The sequence below is a fragment of the Metasolibacillus sp. FSL H7-0170 genome (assembly GCF_038593115.1).
Taxonomy (GTDB): Bacteria; Bacillota; Bacilli; order Bacillales_A; family Planococcaceae; genus Metasolibacillus; species Metasolibacillus fluoroglycofenilyticus.
Window position 1 is genome coordinate 3,520,151 of sequence record NZ_CP151964.1, and the last position, 15,887, is coordinate 3,536,037.

16 protein-coding genes are annotated in these 15,887 nt (G+C 38.2%); 11 read left to right on the forward strand and 5 right to left on the reverse strand.

Annotated elements, in window-relative coordinates; translation table 11 throughout:
• Positions 1–10: 10 nt before the first annotated feature.
• On the reverse strand, positions 11–631 hold the full coding sequence (locus MHH70_RS16475; protein WP_107943227.1) for an ABC transporter permease: 621 nt from the start codon (positions 629–631) through the stop codon (positions 11–13).
• A 574-nt stretch (positions 632–1,205) separates the two neighbouring features.
• Between MHH70_RS16475 and MHH70_RS16480 the strand changes: the two genes are divergently transcribed.
• The 4 genes from MHH70_RS16480 to MHH70_RS16495 all read left to right on the forward strand — a co-directional run bounded on the left by MHH70_RS16480 (position 1,206) and on the right by MHH70_RS16495 (position 6,473).
• Positions 1,206–1,997, forward strand: a complete 792-nt coding sequence (locus MHH70_RS16480) for an SDR family NAD(P)-dependent oxidoreductase (protein WP_342472015.1) — start codon at positions 1,206–1,208, stop codon at positions 1,995–1,997.
• Positions 1,998–2,134: 137 nt separating this feature from the next.
• Positions 2,135–3,625 (forward strand): FAD-binding oxidoreductase, encoded by a 1,491-nt coding sequence (locus tag MHH70_RS16485; protein WP_342472016.1) that lies wholly within the window; start codon positions 2,135–2,137, stop codon positions 3,623–3,625.
• Between the two features lie 12 nt (positions 3,626–3,637).
• Positions 3,638–5,068: an FGGY family carbohydrate kinase gene (locus MHH70_RS16490; protein ID WP_342472017.1), complete on the forward strand. Its 1,431-nt coding sequence runs from the start codon at positions 3,638–3,640 to the stop codon at positions 5,066–5,068.
• Positions 5,069–5,273: 205 nt separating this feature from the next.
• Positions 5,274–6,473, forward strand: coding sequence for an iron-containing alcohol dehydrogenase (locus MHH70_RS16495; protein WP_342472018.1), 1,200 nt, complete (start codon positions 5,274–5,276; stop codon positions 6,471–6,473).
• A 153-nt stretch (positions 6,474–6,626) separates the two neighbouring features.
• Here MHH70_RS16495 and MHH70_RS16500 read toward each other — a convergent pair whose 3' ends face one another.
• Positions 6,627–6,950 (reverse strand): helix-turn-helix domain-containing protein, encoded by a 324-nt coding sequence (locus MHH70_RS16500; RefSeq protein WP_342472019.1) that lies wholly within the window; start codon positions 6,948–6,950, stop codon positions 6,627–6,629.
• Positions 6,951–7,089: 139 nt separating this feature from the next.
• Here MHH70_RS16500 and MHH70_RS16505 point away from each other — a divergent pair, with 139 nt between their 5' ends.
• The 4 genes from MHH70_RS16505 to MHH70_RS16520 all read left to right on the forward strand — a co-directional run bounded on the left by MHH70_RS16505 (position 7,090) and on the right by MHH70_RS16520 (position 10,343).
• Positions 7,090–7,488, forward strand: coding sequence for a DoxX family protein (locus tag MHH70_RS16505; RefSeq protein ID WP_342472020.1), 399 nt, complete (start codon positions 7,090–7,092; stop codon positions 7,486–7,488).
• 10 nt (positions 7,489–7,498) lie between these two features.
• Positions 7,499–8,347, forward strand: a complete 849-nt coding sequence (locus MHH70_RS16510; protein ID WP_342472021.1) for a VOC family protein — start codon at positions 7,499–7,501, stop codon at positions 8,345–8,347.
• A gap of 266 nt (positions 8,348–8,613) precedes the next feature.
• A complete protein-coding gene (locus MHH70_RS16515) occupies positions 8,614–9,675 on the forward strand; it encodes an LLM class flavin-dependent oxidoreductase (protein ID WP_342472022.1) in 1,062 nt (353 codons plus the stop codon).
• 35 nt (positions 9,676–9,710) lie between these two features.
• The gene (locus MHH70_RS16520; RefSeq protein WP_342472023.1) at positions 9,711–10,343 is read left to right on the forward strand and encodes an NAD(P)-dependent oxidoreductase; all 633 of its coding nucleotides are present in this window, start codon (positions 9,711–9,713) and stop codon (positions 10,341–10,343) included.
• A gap of 843 nt (positions 10,344–11,186) precedes the next feature.
• Here the strand turns inward: MHH70_RS16520 and MHH70_RS16525 are convergent.
• Complete coding sequence (locus MHH70_RS16525; protein WP_342472024.1) at positions 11,187–11,969, reverse strand: SDR family oxidoreductase; 783 nt, start codon at positions 11,967–11,969, stop codon at positions 11,187–11,189.
• A gap of 37 nt (positions 11,970–12,006) precedes the next feature.
• Positions 12,007–12,780: a glucose 1-dehydrogenase gene (locus tag MHH70_RS16530; protein ID WP_066166896.1), complete on the reverse strand. Its 774-nt coding sequence runs from the start codon at positions 12,778–12,780 to the stop codon at positions 12,007–12,009.
• 139 nt (positions 12,781–12,919) lie between these two features.
• On the opposite strand from MHH70_RS16530, the gene MHH70_RS16535 reads away from it, so the two are divergent.
• The 3 genes from MHH70_RS16535 (at position 12,920) to MHH70_RS16545 (ending at position 14,831) form a co-directional block, all read left to right on the forward strand.
• A complete protein-coding gene (locus MHH70_RS16535) occupies positions 12,920–13,537 on the forward strand; it encodes a TetR/AcrR family transcriptional regulator (protein ID WP_066166893.1) in 618 nt (205 codons plus the stop codon).
• 338 nt (positions 13,538–13,875) lie between these two features.
• The gene (locus MHH70_RS16540; protein ID WP_342472025.1) at positions 13,876–14,073 is read left to right on the forward strand and encodes a hypothetical protein; all 198 of its coding nucleotides are present in this window, start codon (positions 13,876–13,878) and stop codon (positions 14,071–14,073) included.
• A 29-nt stretch (positions 14,074–14,102) separates the two neighbouring features.
• The gene (locus MHH70_RS16545) at positions 14,103–14,831 is read left to right on the forward strand and encodes an alpha/beta hydrolase-fold protein (RefSeq protein WP_342472026.1); all 729 of its coding nucleotides are present in this window, start codon (positions 14,103–14,105) and stop codon (positions 14,829–14,831) included.
• 383 nt (positions 14,832–15,214) lie between these two features.
• Here the strand turns inward: MHH70_RS16545 and MHH70_RS16550 are convergent, their stop codons facing one another.
• Positions 15,215–15,868 (reverse strand): hypothetical protein, encoded by a 654-nt coding sequence (locus MHH70_RS16550; RefSeq protein ID WP_342472027.1) that lies wholly within the window; start codon positions 15,866–15,868, stop codon positions 15,215–15,217.
• Between the last annotated feature and the right edge of the window lie 19 nt (positions 15,869–15,887).

A 15,887-nucleotide genomic window follows, 5' to 3' on the forward strand; every position in this document is an offset into this window, starting at 1 on the left:
TTCACCCCCTTTAACTAATCTTTGGTCTAAACGCTTTATCAAGCATTCTGAAAATAATATCTGCAAGGATAGCTAGTAAAGCAATTGAGATTGTACCTGCAATAATTTTCTCTGTATGCTGTGAGCGCAAGCCTTGGAAAATTAAAGAGCCGAGACCGCCAGCACCAATCCAAGCAGCTATAGATGCGATAGAAATAATAGAAACAGTTGCAACTCGAATACCAGCTAGTACGACAGGGACGGCAAGTGGTACTTCGATTCTTCTTAAAATCTGCCATTTAGTCATGCCCATCCCTTTTGCAGATTCAATAATTAATGGGTCAATTCCATCGATCGCAGCAACAATATTACGTACTAAAATCATTTGACTATAGGCAACAAGCCCAATAATGGCAGTTGTTTTTCCTAATCCTGTATAAGGAATTAATGTTGCAAACAAAGCTAAGCTAGGGATTGTGTAAATTAATCCTAAGAGCGATGTAATAGGTGTGTGGAAGCGTCGGTATTTCAAAACTAAAACGCCTATTGGAATCGCGACAATAAGTGCAATGCCTAAACTAGCAAAGGTTAAAAATAGGTGCTCGCCTAACAGCTTCAATATACTGTTCAAATTGTTGAATAAATAGCCCATACATACCTCCTAATAATTATAATATTCAGAATAATAAGTTCGCATAATGAACTGGTTATTCGTATTTTGCAACTTTACAAAAGTATAAACTGTATAATTTATCTTCGTCAATCTATTTTTTTCTTTATTTTTTGGCTTTTTTCTATATTGACAGTATTTACGAAATAGTCTTATAATTTCATCAATAATCAAATTGCGAAAAATATGTTCATATTACGAACTTATTTTACTTGATTTAAGAAGTGGAGGATAAGACATGGGCATGATGGCTTGAGAAATAGAAAAGCTATTAATCATTGAAAGGTAAATTAGATGAATTATAAGGATATTGAATTTTGTCATGCTAGTAGTTTGCAAATTTATCCCGCATTAACGGGCAGTAAGCCTCCCATTTTCAGACTTAAGTGAAAAACGGCTAAAGGATAAGTGGGAGAACAACTGCCCGTAAAAGCCCGATTGGTTCAACTAACAATCCGTGGAGAAAGGCATCCACGGATTGGAGATTCACATTATGGATTGCGATAAATAGCTAGTGAATAGATGAAAAAGTAACAGCAAATTAAAAGTGAAGGAGATGAAAAAATTGAGTACTATCACACAGTTTTCAATGGATTATTTTAATTTAAAAGGAAAGGTCGCAATTGTCACAGGAGGAAATTCAGGTATTGGTCAAGCATTAGCACTTGCTTTAGCGAAGGCTGGTGCGAATATTTTTGTGGTTAGTGTCGCGGATGACAATGGTGAAACGAAGACATTGATTGAGGCAGAGGGAGTGCAATATCATGCGATGTTTGCTGATATTACTGCAGAGGGGGCTTGCGCGGAAGTTGCCAAATCTTGTGTTGAGCATTTTGGGAAAATTGATATTTTAATGAACAATGCTGGCATTTGTATTAATGAGCCGGATGTCACAAAATTTACGCGTGTGCAATGGGATAAAATGATTGCCCTTAATTTAACGGCTAGCTTTGAATTAGCACATGAAGTAGCGAAATATTTTATACCTCAAAAGTCAGGGAAAATTATTAATACATGCTCTTTATTTTCTTATTTAGGTGGACAATGGTCCCCAGCATATGCAGCAAGTAAGCATGGTTTAGCTGGCTTTACTAAAGCATATTGTGACGAACTCGCTCAGTTTAATATTCAAGTAAACGGTATTGCCCCGGGTTATTTTGCAACCGCTGTCACAGCAGATACTCGTGCAAATGCAGAAGCGAATCAGCGCGTATTAAACCATATTCCTGCCAATCGTTGGGGTGAGTTGAAAGATTTAATGGGGGCGGCTGTATTTTTAGCCTCGGAAGCATCGAATTATGTAAATGGAACTTTATTAAATGTTGATGGTGGTTATCTAGTTAGATAGATGAATGTTGCTTTATCCTGCATTAACGGGCAGTAAGCCCCACTGATTGAAGTTTCGCTTTATCAAATGGGTGTAACACCTATGATTAGCGGCTTGTTAATTATACACATAGTAAAAAATAAAGGAGCGAATGGACGATGACACAGGAAATTTTACAAAAGAAAGAGCATTTACTTGATGCATTGCGTCAGGTGATTGCATCAGAGCGAATTAATGCAGAGGAAGAAGCTTTATATGATGCTTCAGCAGACCGTTATAAAAAATATGCGAAGGCAAAAAAGGCGTTAGATACCCCCCTTCCAATTGCGATTGTTTACCCAATAAATGCGCAGGAAGTACAAGCATTACTTACGTTTTGTAATGAGCATTTTATTAATGTTATCCCACGTAGCGGTAAAACATCGACAGAGGGAGGGTTAGAGAACTGGAAGGATTTAACGATTGTAATTGATTGCTCTAAAATGAATCAAATTATTAAAATCGACCCTTATAATATGCAAGCAACAGTACAAGCAGGTGTACCATTACAAATATTAGAAGATGAATTAAGAAAAATTGGCTACACAACTGGGCATTCCCCGCAATCTAAACCGGTCGCACAGTATGGTGGATTGCTAGCAACACGTAGTATTGGTCAATTTTCAACGCTTTACGGTGCTATCGAGGATATGGTTGTTGGTCTAGAATGTGTTTTCCCAACAGGGCATATTTCCAAAATTAAAAATGTCTCACGCCGAGCTGGTGGTCCAGATATTCGCCATATTGTCATCGGAAATGAAGGAGCATTATGCGTTATTACAGAGGTAACGATTAAAATTTTTAAATATTACCCAAGCAATCATGTATTCCAAAGCTATTTAGTTAAAGATATTGAAACGGGAATCAAAATTTTGCGTGAGGTCATCGTCAATGGCTTCCGCCCATCAGTAGCAAGAGTTTATTCAGAGGAAGATGCAAGGCAGCATTTTGCTCATTTCTATAAAGAAAAATGCGTGCTCATCTTTATGTCTGAAGGACCGAAAAGTATTGTAGAGGCAACAAGTATAGCAATTGAAGAGGCAGTGGAGCAGTTCAAAGACGATGTCATTGAGGAAGTAGAGCCTATACTAATTGAAAAATGGTTCAATCAATTAAACTGGACACAGGAAAATTTAGATGCAGAATTTGAGCGTATGGTGAAATTAAGTGAGCATGATGGCTTTACAACAGAAATTTCAGGTGATTGGGAAACGATTCCTAAAATATACAATAACGTAATTCAGCGCATTCGTACGGAATTCCCTCACGCAAAGGATTTAACGATGCTTGGTGGGCATTCTTCTCATAGCTATCTAAATGGGACAAATATGTACTTTGTTTATAACTACAATATTAATTGCGAGCCTGATGAGGAAATGATTACGTATCATCATCCGCTTCAAACAATTATTGTGGAAGAGACGTTGAAACTTGGGGGCTCGATGTGTCATCATCACGGTATTGGTAAATATCGCTCGGAATGGACAAAAGAAGAGCATGGCTCAGCATACTATATGTTGGAGCAATTAAAGGCTGCCTTTGACCCGAATGGTATTATGAATCATGGTACGATTTTCCCTCAAAAAGAAATTAACAAGTTCATTAAATAATGAGGTGGCTGTTTGAAAAAATATATTTTAGCTATTGATAATGGTTCACAAAGCACAAAGGTAGCTTTATATGATTTGGAAGGGAATGAGGCTTCATATGGCTCGTTTCCGCTACGTGAACCTTTAACACCAGCACCAGGTGTTGTTGAGCATCCAGATGATGATTTATGGCATAGTGTGACGAAGGCGATTGAACAATGCTTAAAGAATTTCCAAGGTGATTTGGAGCATATTATTGGCATTGGTCTTTGTACGATCCGTTGTTGCCGAGTGTTATTAAACGAACAATTTCAATTAGCTTCTCCTGTCATGAGCTGGATGGATGCGCGGCTAAATGCGCCTTATCGACATGAGGACGAGCATGTACATTATGTAACGACGACTTCGGGTTATATTAATTTTCGCTTAACTGGCGAAATAAAAGATAGTGCAGCAAATTATGAGGTTCATTGGCCATTAGATTATAGGACATTAAATTGGTTTGAAGATGAGGCGAAAATTGCAGCTTTTGGTTTGAAGCGTAGCATGTTATTTGAGCTTGTGAAACCAGGAGAGAAATTAGGTAATTTACGTAAAGAACTAGCAGAGAAGTGGGGGCTACCCTCTGCGATTCCGGTAGTAGCAACTGCTAACGATAAAGCGGTAGATGTGCTCGGCTCTGGTATCCATGATGAATCCACGATGATGATTTCATTAGGTACATTTATTTCAGCAATGACGCTAAGCGATTATTATTTTGATAATGCCAAGAGTTTTTTTCCGACGCTTGCTAGCATCCCGTTTAAATATGTGTATGAAACAAATGGGATTAGGCGGGGGATGTGGACAGTTAGTTGGTTTAAAAAATTAATTGGTGAAAATCTATTGCTACAATCAAATAAAAATTCGATGAGCGAAGAAGGTTATTTGAATAAAATGGCAGAAGGCATACCTGTAGGGAGTGATGGTTTAATTACAATACTGGATTGGCTACCACCACCATCAGCACCTTATAGAAAAGGAATTATGCTTGGTTTTGACCAAAGGCATACGGCATTTCATATTTATCGTTCTATTTTAGAGGCAATTGCGTTTAATATAAAAAATAATGTAGATGAAATGCTTGATGAAACGGACGGGAAAATGGAACGAATCATTATTAATGGCGGCGGAGCTAAAAGCGATGTGCTTGCGCAAATTATTGCAGATCTATTTAATTTACCTGTGATGCGCCGTAAAGGCAGTAGCAGTGCATGCTTAGGAGCAGCAATTTGTACAGCCAAGTATTTAAGTATTTATGAAACCTTTAGCGCTGCTAGTGAGGCAATGATTCGAACAGAAAAAATTTTTTATCCAAATAGTAATAACCATGTACTTTATAATCGAATCAATGAGCAAGTGATTAAAAAAGTTCGGCAGCATACGGATGAAATATTAAAGCTTTCCTATCCTATTTTTCAATAAATAAATTTATGTAAGAGGAACCTTCTAATCAACTATGAGATGGAAGGTTCTTTTTGGACAGTAGCGATGATGTTTGACAAAATGTGAACTCCCCTAAATAGAGAACATCTCTTTTAAAAATAGACTTTTCAGACAACTCTATTTCCTTCCCATCGGAATTCCATTAAACTAAATTTAGATGTTACATTGAAGGGATGGGGTTGCTATGAAGGAAACGTATTTTCGTGCTTATCAAATGGTTCATAAGCAAGCTTTGAAAGTGATGAAGTGGCGAAAGCCTGTTTTAATCGAAGGGGAGAATGCCTTACTGAGATTACCGCAAATCATTACCGACAATGATATTAAGAGGGTTTTGATTGTGACAGACAAAGGTATTGTTAAGGCAGGATTGATGAAGCATTTATTAGTCGCATTCGATAAAGTTGGCATTGAATATACAATTTATCAGGATACTGTGCCAAATCCGACGATTGATAATATTGAGGACGCTTTAGCGCTTTATAAGGCACAGCGTTGTCAGGGGATTATTGCATTTGGTGGAGGTTCACCGATGGATTGTGCGAAGGGTGTTGGCGCAAGAGTGGCACGCCCAAATAAAACGATAGAGCAATTAAAGGGGCAGCTAAAAGTGAATAAAGCAATTCCACTACTTTTTGCGATTCCAACGACTGCGGGTACAGGGAGTGAAACGACATTGGCGGCAGTTGTCTCGAATAGCCGTACACATGAAAAATATGCGCTTATGGACTTGTCGCTCATTCCTCATTTTGCGGTGCTTGACCCCGTGTTAACGCTAAATTTACCAAAGCATATAACTGCTACAACAGGGATGGATGCTTTAACACATGCGATTGAGGCTTATATTGGTCGCAGTAATACGAGTGAAACGAAAATGTGTAGCGAGGAGGCAGTGCGGCTTATTTTTAGCAATCTTTTAACGGCTTATGAAGATGGACAAAATATAGCAGCACGTAAAAATATGCAGAAAGCCTCGTTTTTAGCGGGTGTAGCCTTTACGAGGGCATTTGTCGGCTATGTACATGCGATTGCTCATACATTAGGCGGTTTTTATAAAACGCCTCATGGCTTAGCTAATGCTGTGATTTTACCTTATGTTTTAGATTATTATGGGGACGCAGTTTATGACCAGTTAGCTAAACTATCCGACGTTATAGGATTATCAAATAAAGAATATAGTAATGAAGCAAAGGCAAAGCAGCTCATAAGTAAAATTCGGGAATTAAATGCCAAGATGGGAATTCCAGAAAAAATCCAAGATATTGAAGAAAAGGACATTCCGTTAATGGTAGAGCGCGCATATCGAGAGGCGAATCCGTTATACCCCGTACCAAAAATTTTAGATAAGCATCAATTAACTGAGCTTTATTATTTAATTAAAGGGTAAAAACTCCCGAATCGCTCATAAGAAGTATAAATTCGCTCATAAAACATCCGGATTCGCTCGTAAAACGGCAATTTTCGCTCATAACATGTGCATTAATGGAAAAAATCGAAGGCTGTTCGAAAAAGTACGTTTTCGAACAGCCTCTTTTTACGCCTACTGTTTTGATTCGGAGACGACCCATTGCTGTGACCAGTTTTCGATTGTTCTTAAAATCGGCTCTATGGAATGGCCTTTTTCTGTTAATGAATATTCAATGACTACTGGTGTTTCTGGTATAACCTCACGTTTAACGACCTCTTGCTGTTCTAATTCCTTCAAACGCTCAGACAATACTTTGCCGCTAATGCCGATAGCAGATTGAATTTCACTGAATCGTTGCGAGCCTGATAGTAATTGATAAATAACTAATGCAGTCCATCTTTGACTTATTAATGAGATGGCTTTTTCAAATTTGGGGCAAATTGTTGGCTGTTTCATATTTTCATTACACCTCGCTTAATTAGATTATAACACAAAATAATAAATTAATTACAAAACGAAATTAAGTTACTTGACAAAATATAATTACGTAATTAAACTAAGTTACATAAAGTAAGTTGAAAAGGAGAAAACAGTAATGAATGCTAATGAAATAGGGAAAGTTATTTTAAGAGCCGTACTAGGCCTTACGTTTTTTATTCACGGTTTTTCAAAGTTTCAAGGTGGAATTGCCAATACCGCAGGGTTTTTCGATAGCATAGGTGTTCCAGGATTCATGGCGTATGTTGTAGCAGTAATTGAATTGGTAGGTGGCATTATTTTGATTCTCGGTTTAGGAACACGAGTTGTTTCGATGCTACTTGCAGTTATTATGATAGGTGCCATTTTTACTGTGAAGCTTTCAGCCGGTTTTCTTGGTGATGGTCAAATGGCAGGCTACGAGCTAGAATTGCTTTTACTAGCGATGTCTGTTTATTTCATTTTTACAAATCAATCAAAAATTTCTTTAGACCAAAAATTTTCAATTAATGATTAGGGGGATTACGATGAGATTTCATACGAAGCCAACAACATTTGTAGGACATGTCAAAATTAAAGTAACAAATTTAGAGCAATCAATACAGTTTTACCGAGATATTCTTGGATTCGATATTTTAGAGCAAACAGCTTCAGCAGTAAAGCTTACGACAGATGGGAAAACAAGTATTTTATCACTTGAGCAACCTGAAAATGTGATTGCGAAGCAGGGAAGAACAACGGGGCTTTATCATTTTGCACTGCTGTTACCAGAAAAATCAGATTTAGCAAATATTGTTGTACATTTAGTGGAACACGGCATTCGCTTTGGTTCATCAGACCATCTTGTAAGTGAGGCATTGTATTTGAATGACCCTGATGGCAACCAAATTGAAATTTATATAGATAGAGCACCTTCTGAATGGGCTTGGCTAGAGGGAGAGGTAGCAATGACAGTCGACCCATTAGATTTTGAGCGATTGTTGAAAAACGTAACAGCAAATAAATGGGAAGGTATGCCTGAAAAAACAGTAATGGGTCATATTCATTTACATGTTGCAGAATTAAAAGAAGTAGAAGAATTTTATGTGAAAGGTCTCGGATTGGATGTTGTAAATCGCTATGGCGGGCAGGCATTATTCCTTTCAGATGCTAAATATCATCACCATGTTGCGGTCAATGTGTGGAATGGCGTAGGAGCACCAAAGCCAGCTAAAAATAGCGTAGGTCTTGAGTTCTTTACACTTGTTTACGCAAATGAAGAAGCACGTCAAGAGGTAGTTCGTAATTTACAACAAATCGGAAGTGGCGTTGTGGAAGAAAATAATCGCATTATAGCACAAGACCCTTCAGGAAATTCAATTATATTAGCTGTTTAACTCCTCTGGGCAATATTTACGGCGACGAGTAGCCACAGGAGCACATGTTTTTATACCGAAAACGTTAGCGGGAGATACAGAACTTTTACCTCTATAGATGAGAGAGGAGTGTCAGCATTAGACCAGTTTCAGTAGGTAATCAAACACCCGCTGAATCACAGGAACTCAGTCTAAGAACATCGCTTTCTACGATAATGACTGAGTGACCAACATTTGTGAGGGCTTCCGCTTCCGGTGGATGTCACAGATTTTGAATGGAGGAAACTATGGGCCAAGAAAAGAATAGCAACTTTGAAATTGGTATTTATACACTTGCGGATATGGGACCTGACCCATTTACTGGTCATACAGTAAATGCTAAGCAGAGAGTTAATGAGATTATAAAGGCTGCACAGCTCGCTGATGAAGCTGGACTAGATGTTTTTGGGGTCGGAGAGCATCATCGTTTAGACTATGCTGTCTCATCTCCAGCCGTAATACTGGCTGCGATTGCAAGGGAGACGCAGCAAATTAAGCTAACGAGTACGACAAGTGTGCTAAGTACACTTGACCCAGTACGCTTATTTGAGGATTTTGCAACATTGGATTTACTTTCAAATGGTCGTGCTGAAATTTTAGCTGGGCGCGGAGCCTTTATCGAATCATTCCCACTTTTCGGATATAGTACAAACGATTATGATGAATTGTTTACAGAGCATATGGATTTGCTTTTACAATTAAATAATAATAAGACGGTCACTTGGTCGGGCAATTTCCGCTCGCCATTAAAAGATGCAGAAATAGCGCCACGCCCTTTGCAAGAACAGCTACCAATATGGATTGGCGTCGGAGGCACTCCTGAAAGTGCGGTACGTGCTGGGAAGTTTGGTGTTGGCATGGCTTTAGCTATTTTAGGTGGTGACCCAAATCGTTTCAAACCACTTGTGGAGCTTTACCGCCAAGCGGGTAAGGAGGCGGGACATTTGCCTGAAGCTTTGCAAGTTGCTGTAACGGGCCATACGTATATCGCTGAAACGAGCCAGCAAGCAAAGAATGAATTTTATCCGTATTATTCTAATTATTGGTACTATGTAAATCGTCAACGTGGATTTGGTACGAAAATGACGAGGAATGAATTTGAGCAAATGGCAAGCCCCAATACGGCGCTGTTTGTAGGGAGCCCAGAGCAAATAGTTGAAAAGATACTTCGTCAATATGAGCTATTTGGTCATAGACGCTTTTTAGCACAAGTCGATATCGGTGGATTGCCTTTCGAGAAGGTTGAAAAAAACATCGAGCTGCTCTCAACAGAAGTAGCACCGAGAATCCGTAAAATACTAGGTAATTAGCAACAGCATTCAGCACAAAATTGGAGGGAAAGAAAATGAAAATTGCAGTAATTGGAGCAAGTGGAAAAGCAGGAAATCTTATTTTAAAAGAAGCAGCTAGCCGTGGGCATGAAGTGACTGCTATCGTAAGAGATAAAGTAAAATTACAAGATAATAATACAGCAGTTATCGAAAAAGATGTTCTTAAGCTGACAGCAGCAGATTTAACTTCATTTGAAGTAGTTGTCAATGCTTTTGGTGCGCCACTTGGCGAAGAACAAGCGCATATAAATGTAGGACGCACATTAATAGAGGCGTTAAAAGGTTCAGCAACGCGACTAATCGTTGTCGGTGGTGCGGGTAGCTTATATGTCGATGAAAATAAAACGCTAAAGCTAATCGATACAGAGGAATTTCCAGAAGTAGTGAAGCCAACAGCAAAAGGACAAGGGCGCAATTTAGAAGAATTACAGCAAACAACTGATTTAACATGGACATTTATTAGCCCATCTGCTTTTTTTGATGCAGAAGGAAAAAGAACAGGAGCATATCAATTAGGCAAAGATCGTCTCCTTGTAAATTCAAAGGGCGAGAGCTATATTAGCTATGCAGACTATGCCATTGCAGTAGTTGATGAAGTTGAAAATGCCCAACACTTAAAGCAACGTTTTACTGTTGTCGCGGAATAATTAAAGGCTAGCTGTCCAAAATGCCGTGCGTAGCCGGCATTTTGGACAGTGGCAATAATGTTTGAGTAAAATATTAGCTTTAACAGTGATCACCAAAAGCGCTAAACAAGCCAGCAACCGCACGGCATGGTGGACGCCCCAATATGAAAAGAGTTTCACATCGCCTAACTTTTAATAAAAATAAATCCCGTTAAAACCAGTGTCCATCAAGTTTTTCAAAGAAAGCCCTCGCCATCCCGCAAAGCCCTCATTTTATAAAAACACCAACAAAAGCGCTAAACAAGCCAGCAACCGCACGGCATGGTGGACGCCCCAATATGAAAAGAGCTTCACATCGCCTAACTTTTAATAAAAATAAATCCCGTTAAAACCAGTGTCCATCAAGTTTTTCAAAGAAAGCCCTCGCCATCCTGCAATGCCCTCATTTTATAAAAACACCAACAAAAGCGCTAAACAAGCCAGCAACCGCATGGCATGGTGGACGCCCCAATATGAAAAGAGTTTCACATCGTCTAACTTTTAATAAAAATAAATCCCGTTAAAACCAGTGTCCATCAAGTTTTTCAAAGAAAGCCCTCGCCATCCCGCAAAGCCCTCATTTTATAAAAACACCATCAAAAGCGCTAAACAAGCCGGCAACCGCATGGCATGGTGGACGCCCCAATATGAAAAGAGTTTCACATCGTCTAACTTTTAATAAAAATAAATCCCGTTAAAACCAGTGTCCATCAAGTTTTTCAAAGAAAGCCCTCGCCATCCCGCAAAGCCCTCATTTTATAAAAACACCATCAAAAGCGCTAAACAAGCCGGCAACCGCACGGCTTGTTTAGCGCCACACCCATTTTAGTATTTATATGATTGACCGCCGTCGATTGGAACAACAACACCGTTGATAAAATCCGCTTGATTCGATAATAGGAATGCTACAAGATAGCCAACTTCCTCTGGTTTACCGAAACGTCTCATTGGATTTGGTTTTACAAATTCCTTTCCAACCTCTTCCCAATTATCTCCACCTATTTGACGGAGTGAGCCCTCTACCATTGGTGTCATGATTGCTCCCGGCGCAATTGCTTTAATTGAAATTCCGTACTGTCCATATTCAACACCTGAGTTACGTGTTAAACCAACAACTCCATGCTTACTTGCAGCATAGCCAGATTGATTACCAACACCGCGAATACCCCCAACTGAAGCCGTGTTAACAATGGAGCCGAAACCTTGCTCCTTCATTACTTTTAGTACGTATTTCATTCCGTAAAACACGCCATTCAAATTAATGGAAACTACTTTTTGGAATTCTTCAATGCCAAAATCCTCTGTTAAATTTTGCTTGCCTTCTATGCCGGCATTGTTAAAGAAGCCATCGATTTTGCCGAATTTGTCGACAGTTGCTTGTACATATCCTTCGACCGCTTTTTCATCGGCTACGTTTGCTGTTAATAATAATGTTTCAGTACTTGGCTCGACTTCAGCAATTTTTGCTTGTGTCTCCTTTAAGCCAGCTTCATTTAAGTCAACTAATACAAGTTTTGCACCTTCTAAAGCTAGCTGTAATGCAGAAGCTTGACCTAAACCAGAGCCCCCACCTGTAATAATAATTACTTTATCTTCAAATCGTTTCATTGTCATTTTCCCCCTTAATTATTTCCGTATAGAATGATTAAACGTTATATAATGCACCATCAACAGTGTAAGATGAAGAGCTTACATATGATGATTCATCTGATAATAAGAAGGCTACAACATTCGCTACTTCTTCTGGCTCTCCGTAGCGTTTCAAAGGTACGGCATCATTATAAGCAGCACGTGCTGCCTCACTTGCGCCTGGGGCAACTTTTTCTTCAATATGACGCATCATTTGCGTATTGATAACTCCAGGGTTTACTGTATTTACACGGACATTAAATGGCGCTGCCTCAATAGCTGCCACTTTATTAATTCCCATTAATGCATGTTTTGAGGAGTTATAAAGTAGCATATTTGGTGAACCAATTAAGCCTGCTACTGAAGCCGTATTCACGATTGAGCCTTGCTTTTGTTGCTTCATAACAGGAAGTACATATTTAATGCCGAAAAATGCACCCTTTACATTAATGCTATAAACAAAGTCAAAATCTTGCTCTGTAAGCTCTTCGAGAGGTTTTGCTGGACCTTCAACACCTGCGTTATTAGCAAAGCCATCAATTTTGCCAAATTTCGCTAGAGTTTGCTCAACATAATTTTTAACATCTGCTTCTTTTGATACATCCGCTTTTACTAAAAGTGTTTTATCCTCTGGAAGCTCTAGCTCTGTCATCACTTCATGTAATGCACCTTCGTTTAAATCGACAAGCGCTAATTTTGCACCTTCACCAGCTAATTTACGGGCGATTTCTTTTCCGATTCCGCCAGCAGCCCCTGTAATGATGACTACTTTATCTTCAAATCGTTTCACTTAATCTCCTCGTTTCTGTTATATAATTGTTACAATTTCATTGTAGGCAATCAAATTACTTTCACCAATCATTAATACCCTTTAAAATGTAAAGAAATACTACATTTTTAGAAAAAGTGTCGATTTTGAGGTGAATTATTTGAAAACGCATTCAGTTCAAGCAGAAAGAACAAAGCAGTTTTTGAAAAAATCATTTATTAAAATGGTTCACGAAAAAGGCTACAATGCTGTAACAGTGAAGGATATTGTGACAGATGCCGGTTATAATCGAACAACCTTTTATTTGCATTATCAGGATAAGCAAGATTTAGTAGAAGAGTTAATGCAGGAGATGTCTGAGCTAATCCAGCACTATAGTATGTGCAAATATAAAAGAGACATTCCGATTGATGTCATGAAAATGAGTAATTTATCTTTTGATTTGTTTTATTTTATTTATGATTATCGCGATTATTTTTCCTTGCTATTAGTGGAAGATACTTTGCCAAGCATTCATCGCCAATTACCTGATAAAATATATCATATGTTAATACGTCATTTTCAATTTAAGTACAATGATGCCAATACCGACGACCAATATCAAAAGCGCTATATGGCATTTGGTACTGCAGGTATGATTCAAGATTGGATTGAAGGTGGATTTATGAGTAGTCCAGCCGAAATGACAATGAAGATAACATCAATTTTAGGTACTTTTGCAAAGTATTTTACGATTCACTACGACGATACTCAGTGCACACATAGCTCAGAATATTAAGTCGACTTCGAATTATATAGGAAAAATAGGATTGTTTGAAAGAGTGCGAACGCACTTTTCAGATGGTCCTATTTTATTTTGCTATTATGTGATGCGTGTCACAGAAAAGAATATTTGATAATGATTATCATTATTGATAAAATTATGCGATAGAGATGTTGTCTATGCTGTGATGTGCATTACAAAAAAGAGAATTTTAAGAGGTGTTTATAGTGACTTGTTCGAGAACATATTGTTTTTCACATATACCTATTTTTCAAAATTTGAAGTCAAAGGAATTCGAAAAAACTTCTAAAAGGATTACATGCCATGTATTTAAAAGAGGCGAGTATATATTATTGGCAGGAGGTATTAAAAAGGGTATTCGCAAAGGACTAGTGAAAGTCGTCAAGCTTTTGCCAAATGATGTGTTAAAACAGGTATTCAATATTGATGCACATATTTTATATGATGAGCAGGGGACGCCAGTTTGTTTTTCTTATAAGCTAATCAGGGGAATACTTGAAAATACGAAAAAAGAAAAGGTGCTCGCATAGCTTTACTAATTTAAGACGGAGGTATATTCATGTATTCAACTTATTGTAAGTATGATTATCCAATCGAAGTATTTGTACCAGAAACACCTGCTCCAGAGGGTGGCTTTCCTGTCATTTTTGTATTAGATGGACAGCGCTATGCACAGATGATGTTTATTGCGATGGAAAATCAAATGCTTATGAGCGAGAAAACAGAGGTTCAGCCAAATATTATTGTAAGTGTCGGACATAATCAGGATGGAGATAGGAATCGTCGATTTTATGATTTCACTGCACCGGCTGAGCAATATCATTTTCCTACGTATAAAGGAAAGAAAATAGAGCCAGTTCCTGTAGGAGGTGCAGCAGATTTTAAGCAGTTTTTTATTGAGGAGTTAATCCCATATATTTGTGCTAATTATAATGTGAATCGTGCACACTTTTCTTTATATGGGCATTCATTAGGTGGTTTATTTTCACTTTGGTGCTATTTAACAGAATCTAATTTTTTTGAAAAATATGTAGCTGTAAGCCCTTCAATTTGGTGGAATAACCATGAGTTATTGCAAATTTTACATGAAACAACAGAAAATAGATTAACACCTATTGCAATTTTCGTTGGCGGAGAGGAAGGTGAAATGGTGGATGACGCCATGACCTTCTATAATAATCGCCATAGTGCTAGTTTACCAGCCCAATTTTATGTCGCACTAGAAGAAAACCATGCCTCAGTAGTGCCAACAACATTAAGTAAGGCACTGCGCTTTATAAGTAGTTAAACTTGAGAGGAGGGGGGCTGTCCAAAAAGCCGTGCATAGCCGGCATTTTGGACAGGAGCGATGATGTTTCATAAAATGTTGATTCATATAAACAGAGAACCCCCTCTTTTAAAAATGGGATGAACATTGGCTTTAGCAGCGTTATTCTTCAATAAAAGGGAAGCGATGAAAACATTTATTTCACTGCGATGTCAAAACAAAATGGACTCTTCGGACAACTCCTTTAGATTAGTATTCTACAAAAGCACGCTCCCATAAAGTGCATTGAACTCTTTTTATCTAAAAAACAATCCCGCTTTTCAAAGAAAGCCCAATCTTCTCCACTTAAGTACCACTTTATAAAAACGCTAACAACAGCGTATCATAAGCTGGCAACGCACCGCTTATGATACGTCACCCTCTAAATCAACGATTACTTTAATTGAATCTTTCGCAGCAATGGCCGTATCAAAAGCTGCTTGAATTTCACTCAGCGGATACGTATGTGTAATCATCGTCGCAATCGAAGTTTTTCTATTGTTTAAATGATTAGATTGTACCCACATAATAATTGTGCCGAGTAAAGCAGAGACACCGTACCAAGCAACTACCAATCGGTTAACACCAACACCCGGAAAATCAAAGCGTGATAATTCGTCCGTATGCTGTGTCAGCTTTTGCTGAAAAAAACTTAATAAAGCTTGATTAAATTCTGGAATATGAGGCGAAGTAAATAATACTGTGTATGTCGTCCCATGCTCTTGAATAAATGAAAATAAATCGGATAATGCCTGCTGTTCAAAGCCCCTTGTATATGGTTGATAATTTAGAGGCCTCATAAATTCATAGATGGTTAAAATATGATGCTCGATAAATTGCGAATGGAAGTTGGCAAAGTTTTGATAATGCTTATAAAAAGTAACTCGATTAATTTGCGCTTTGCCTGCAAGAATTTGTACTGTGACGTCATTGGAGTCTGTTGTTTTTAAAATATCAATATAGGCATCGAATAATTTTTGTCGAGTTTTTTGTATACGAATATCTTCTTTTACCGTCAAAGTAACGCCTCCCTAGAAA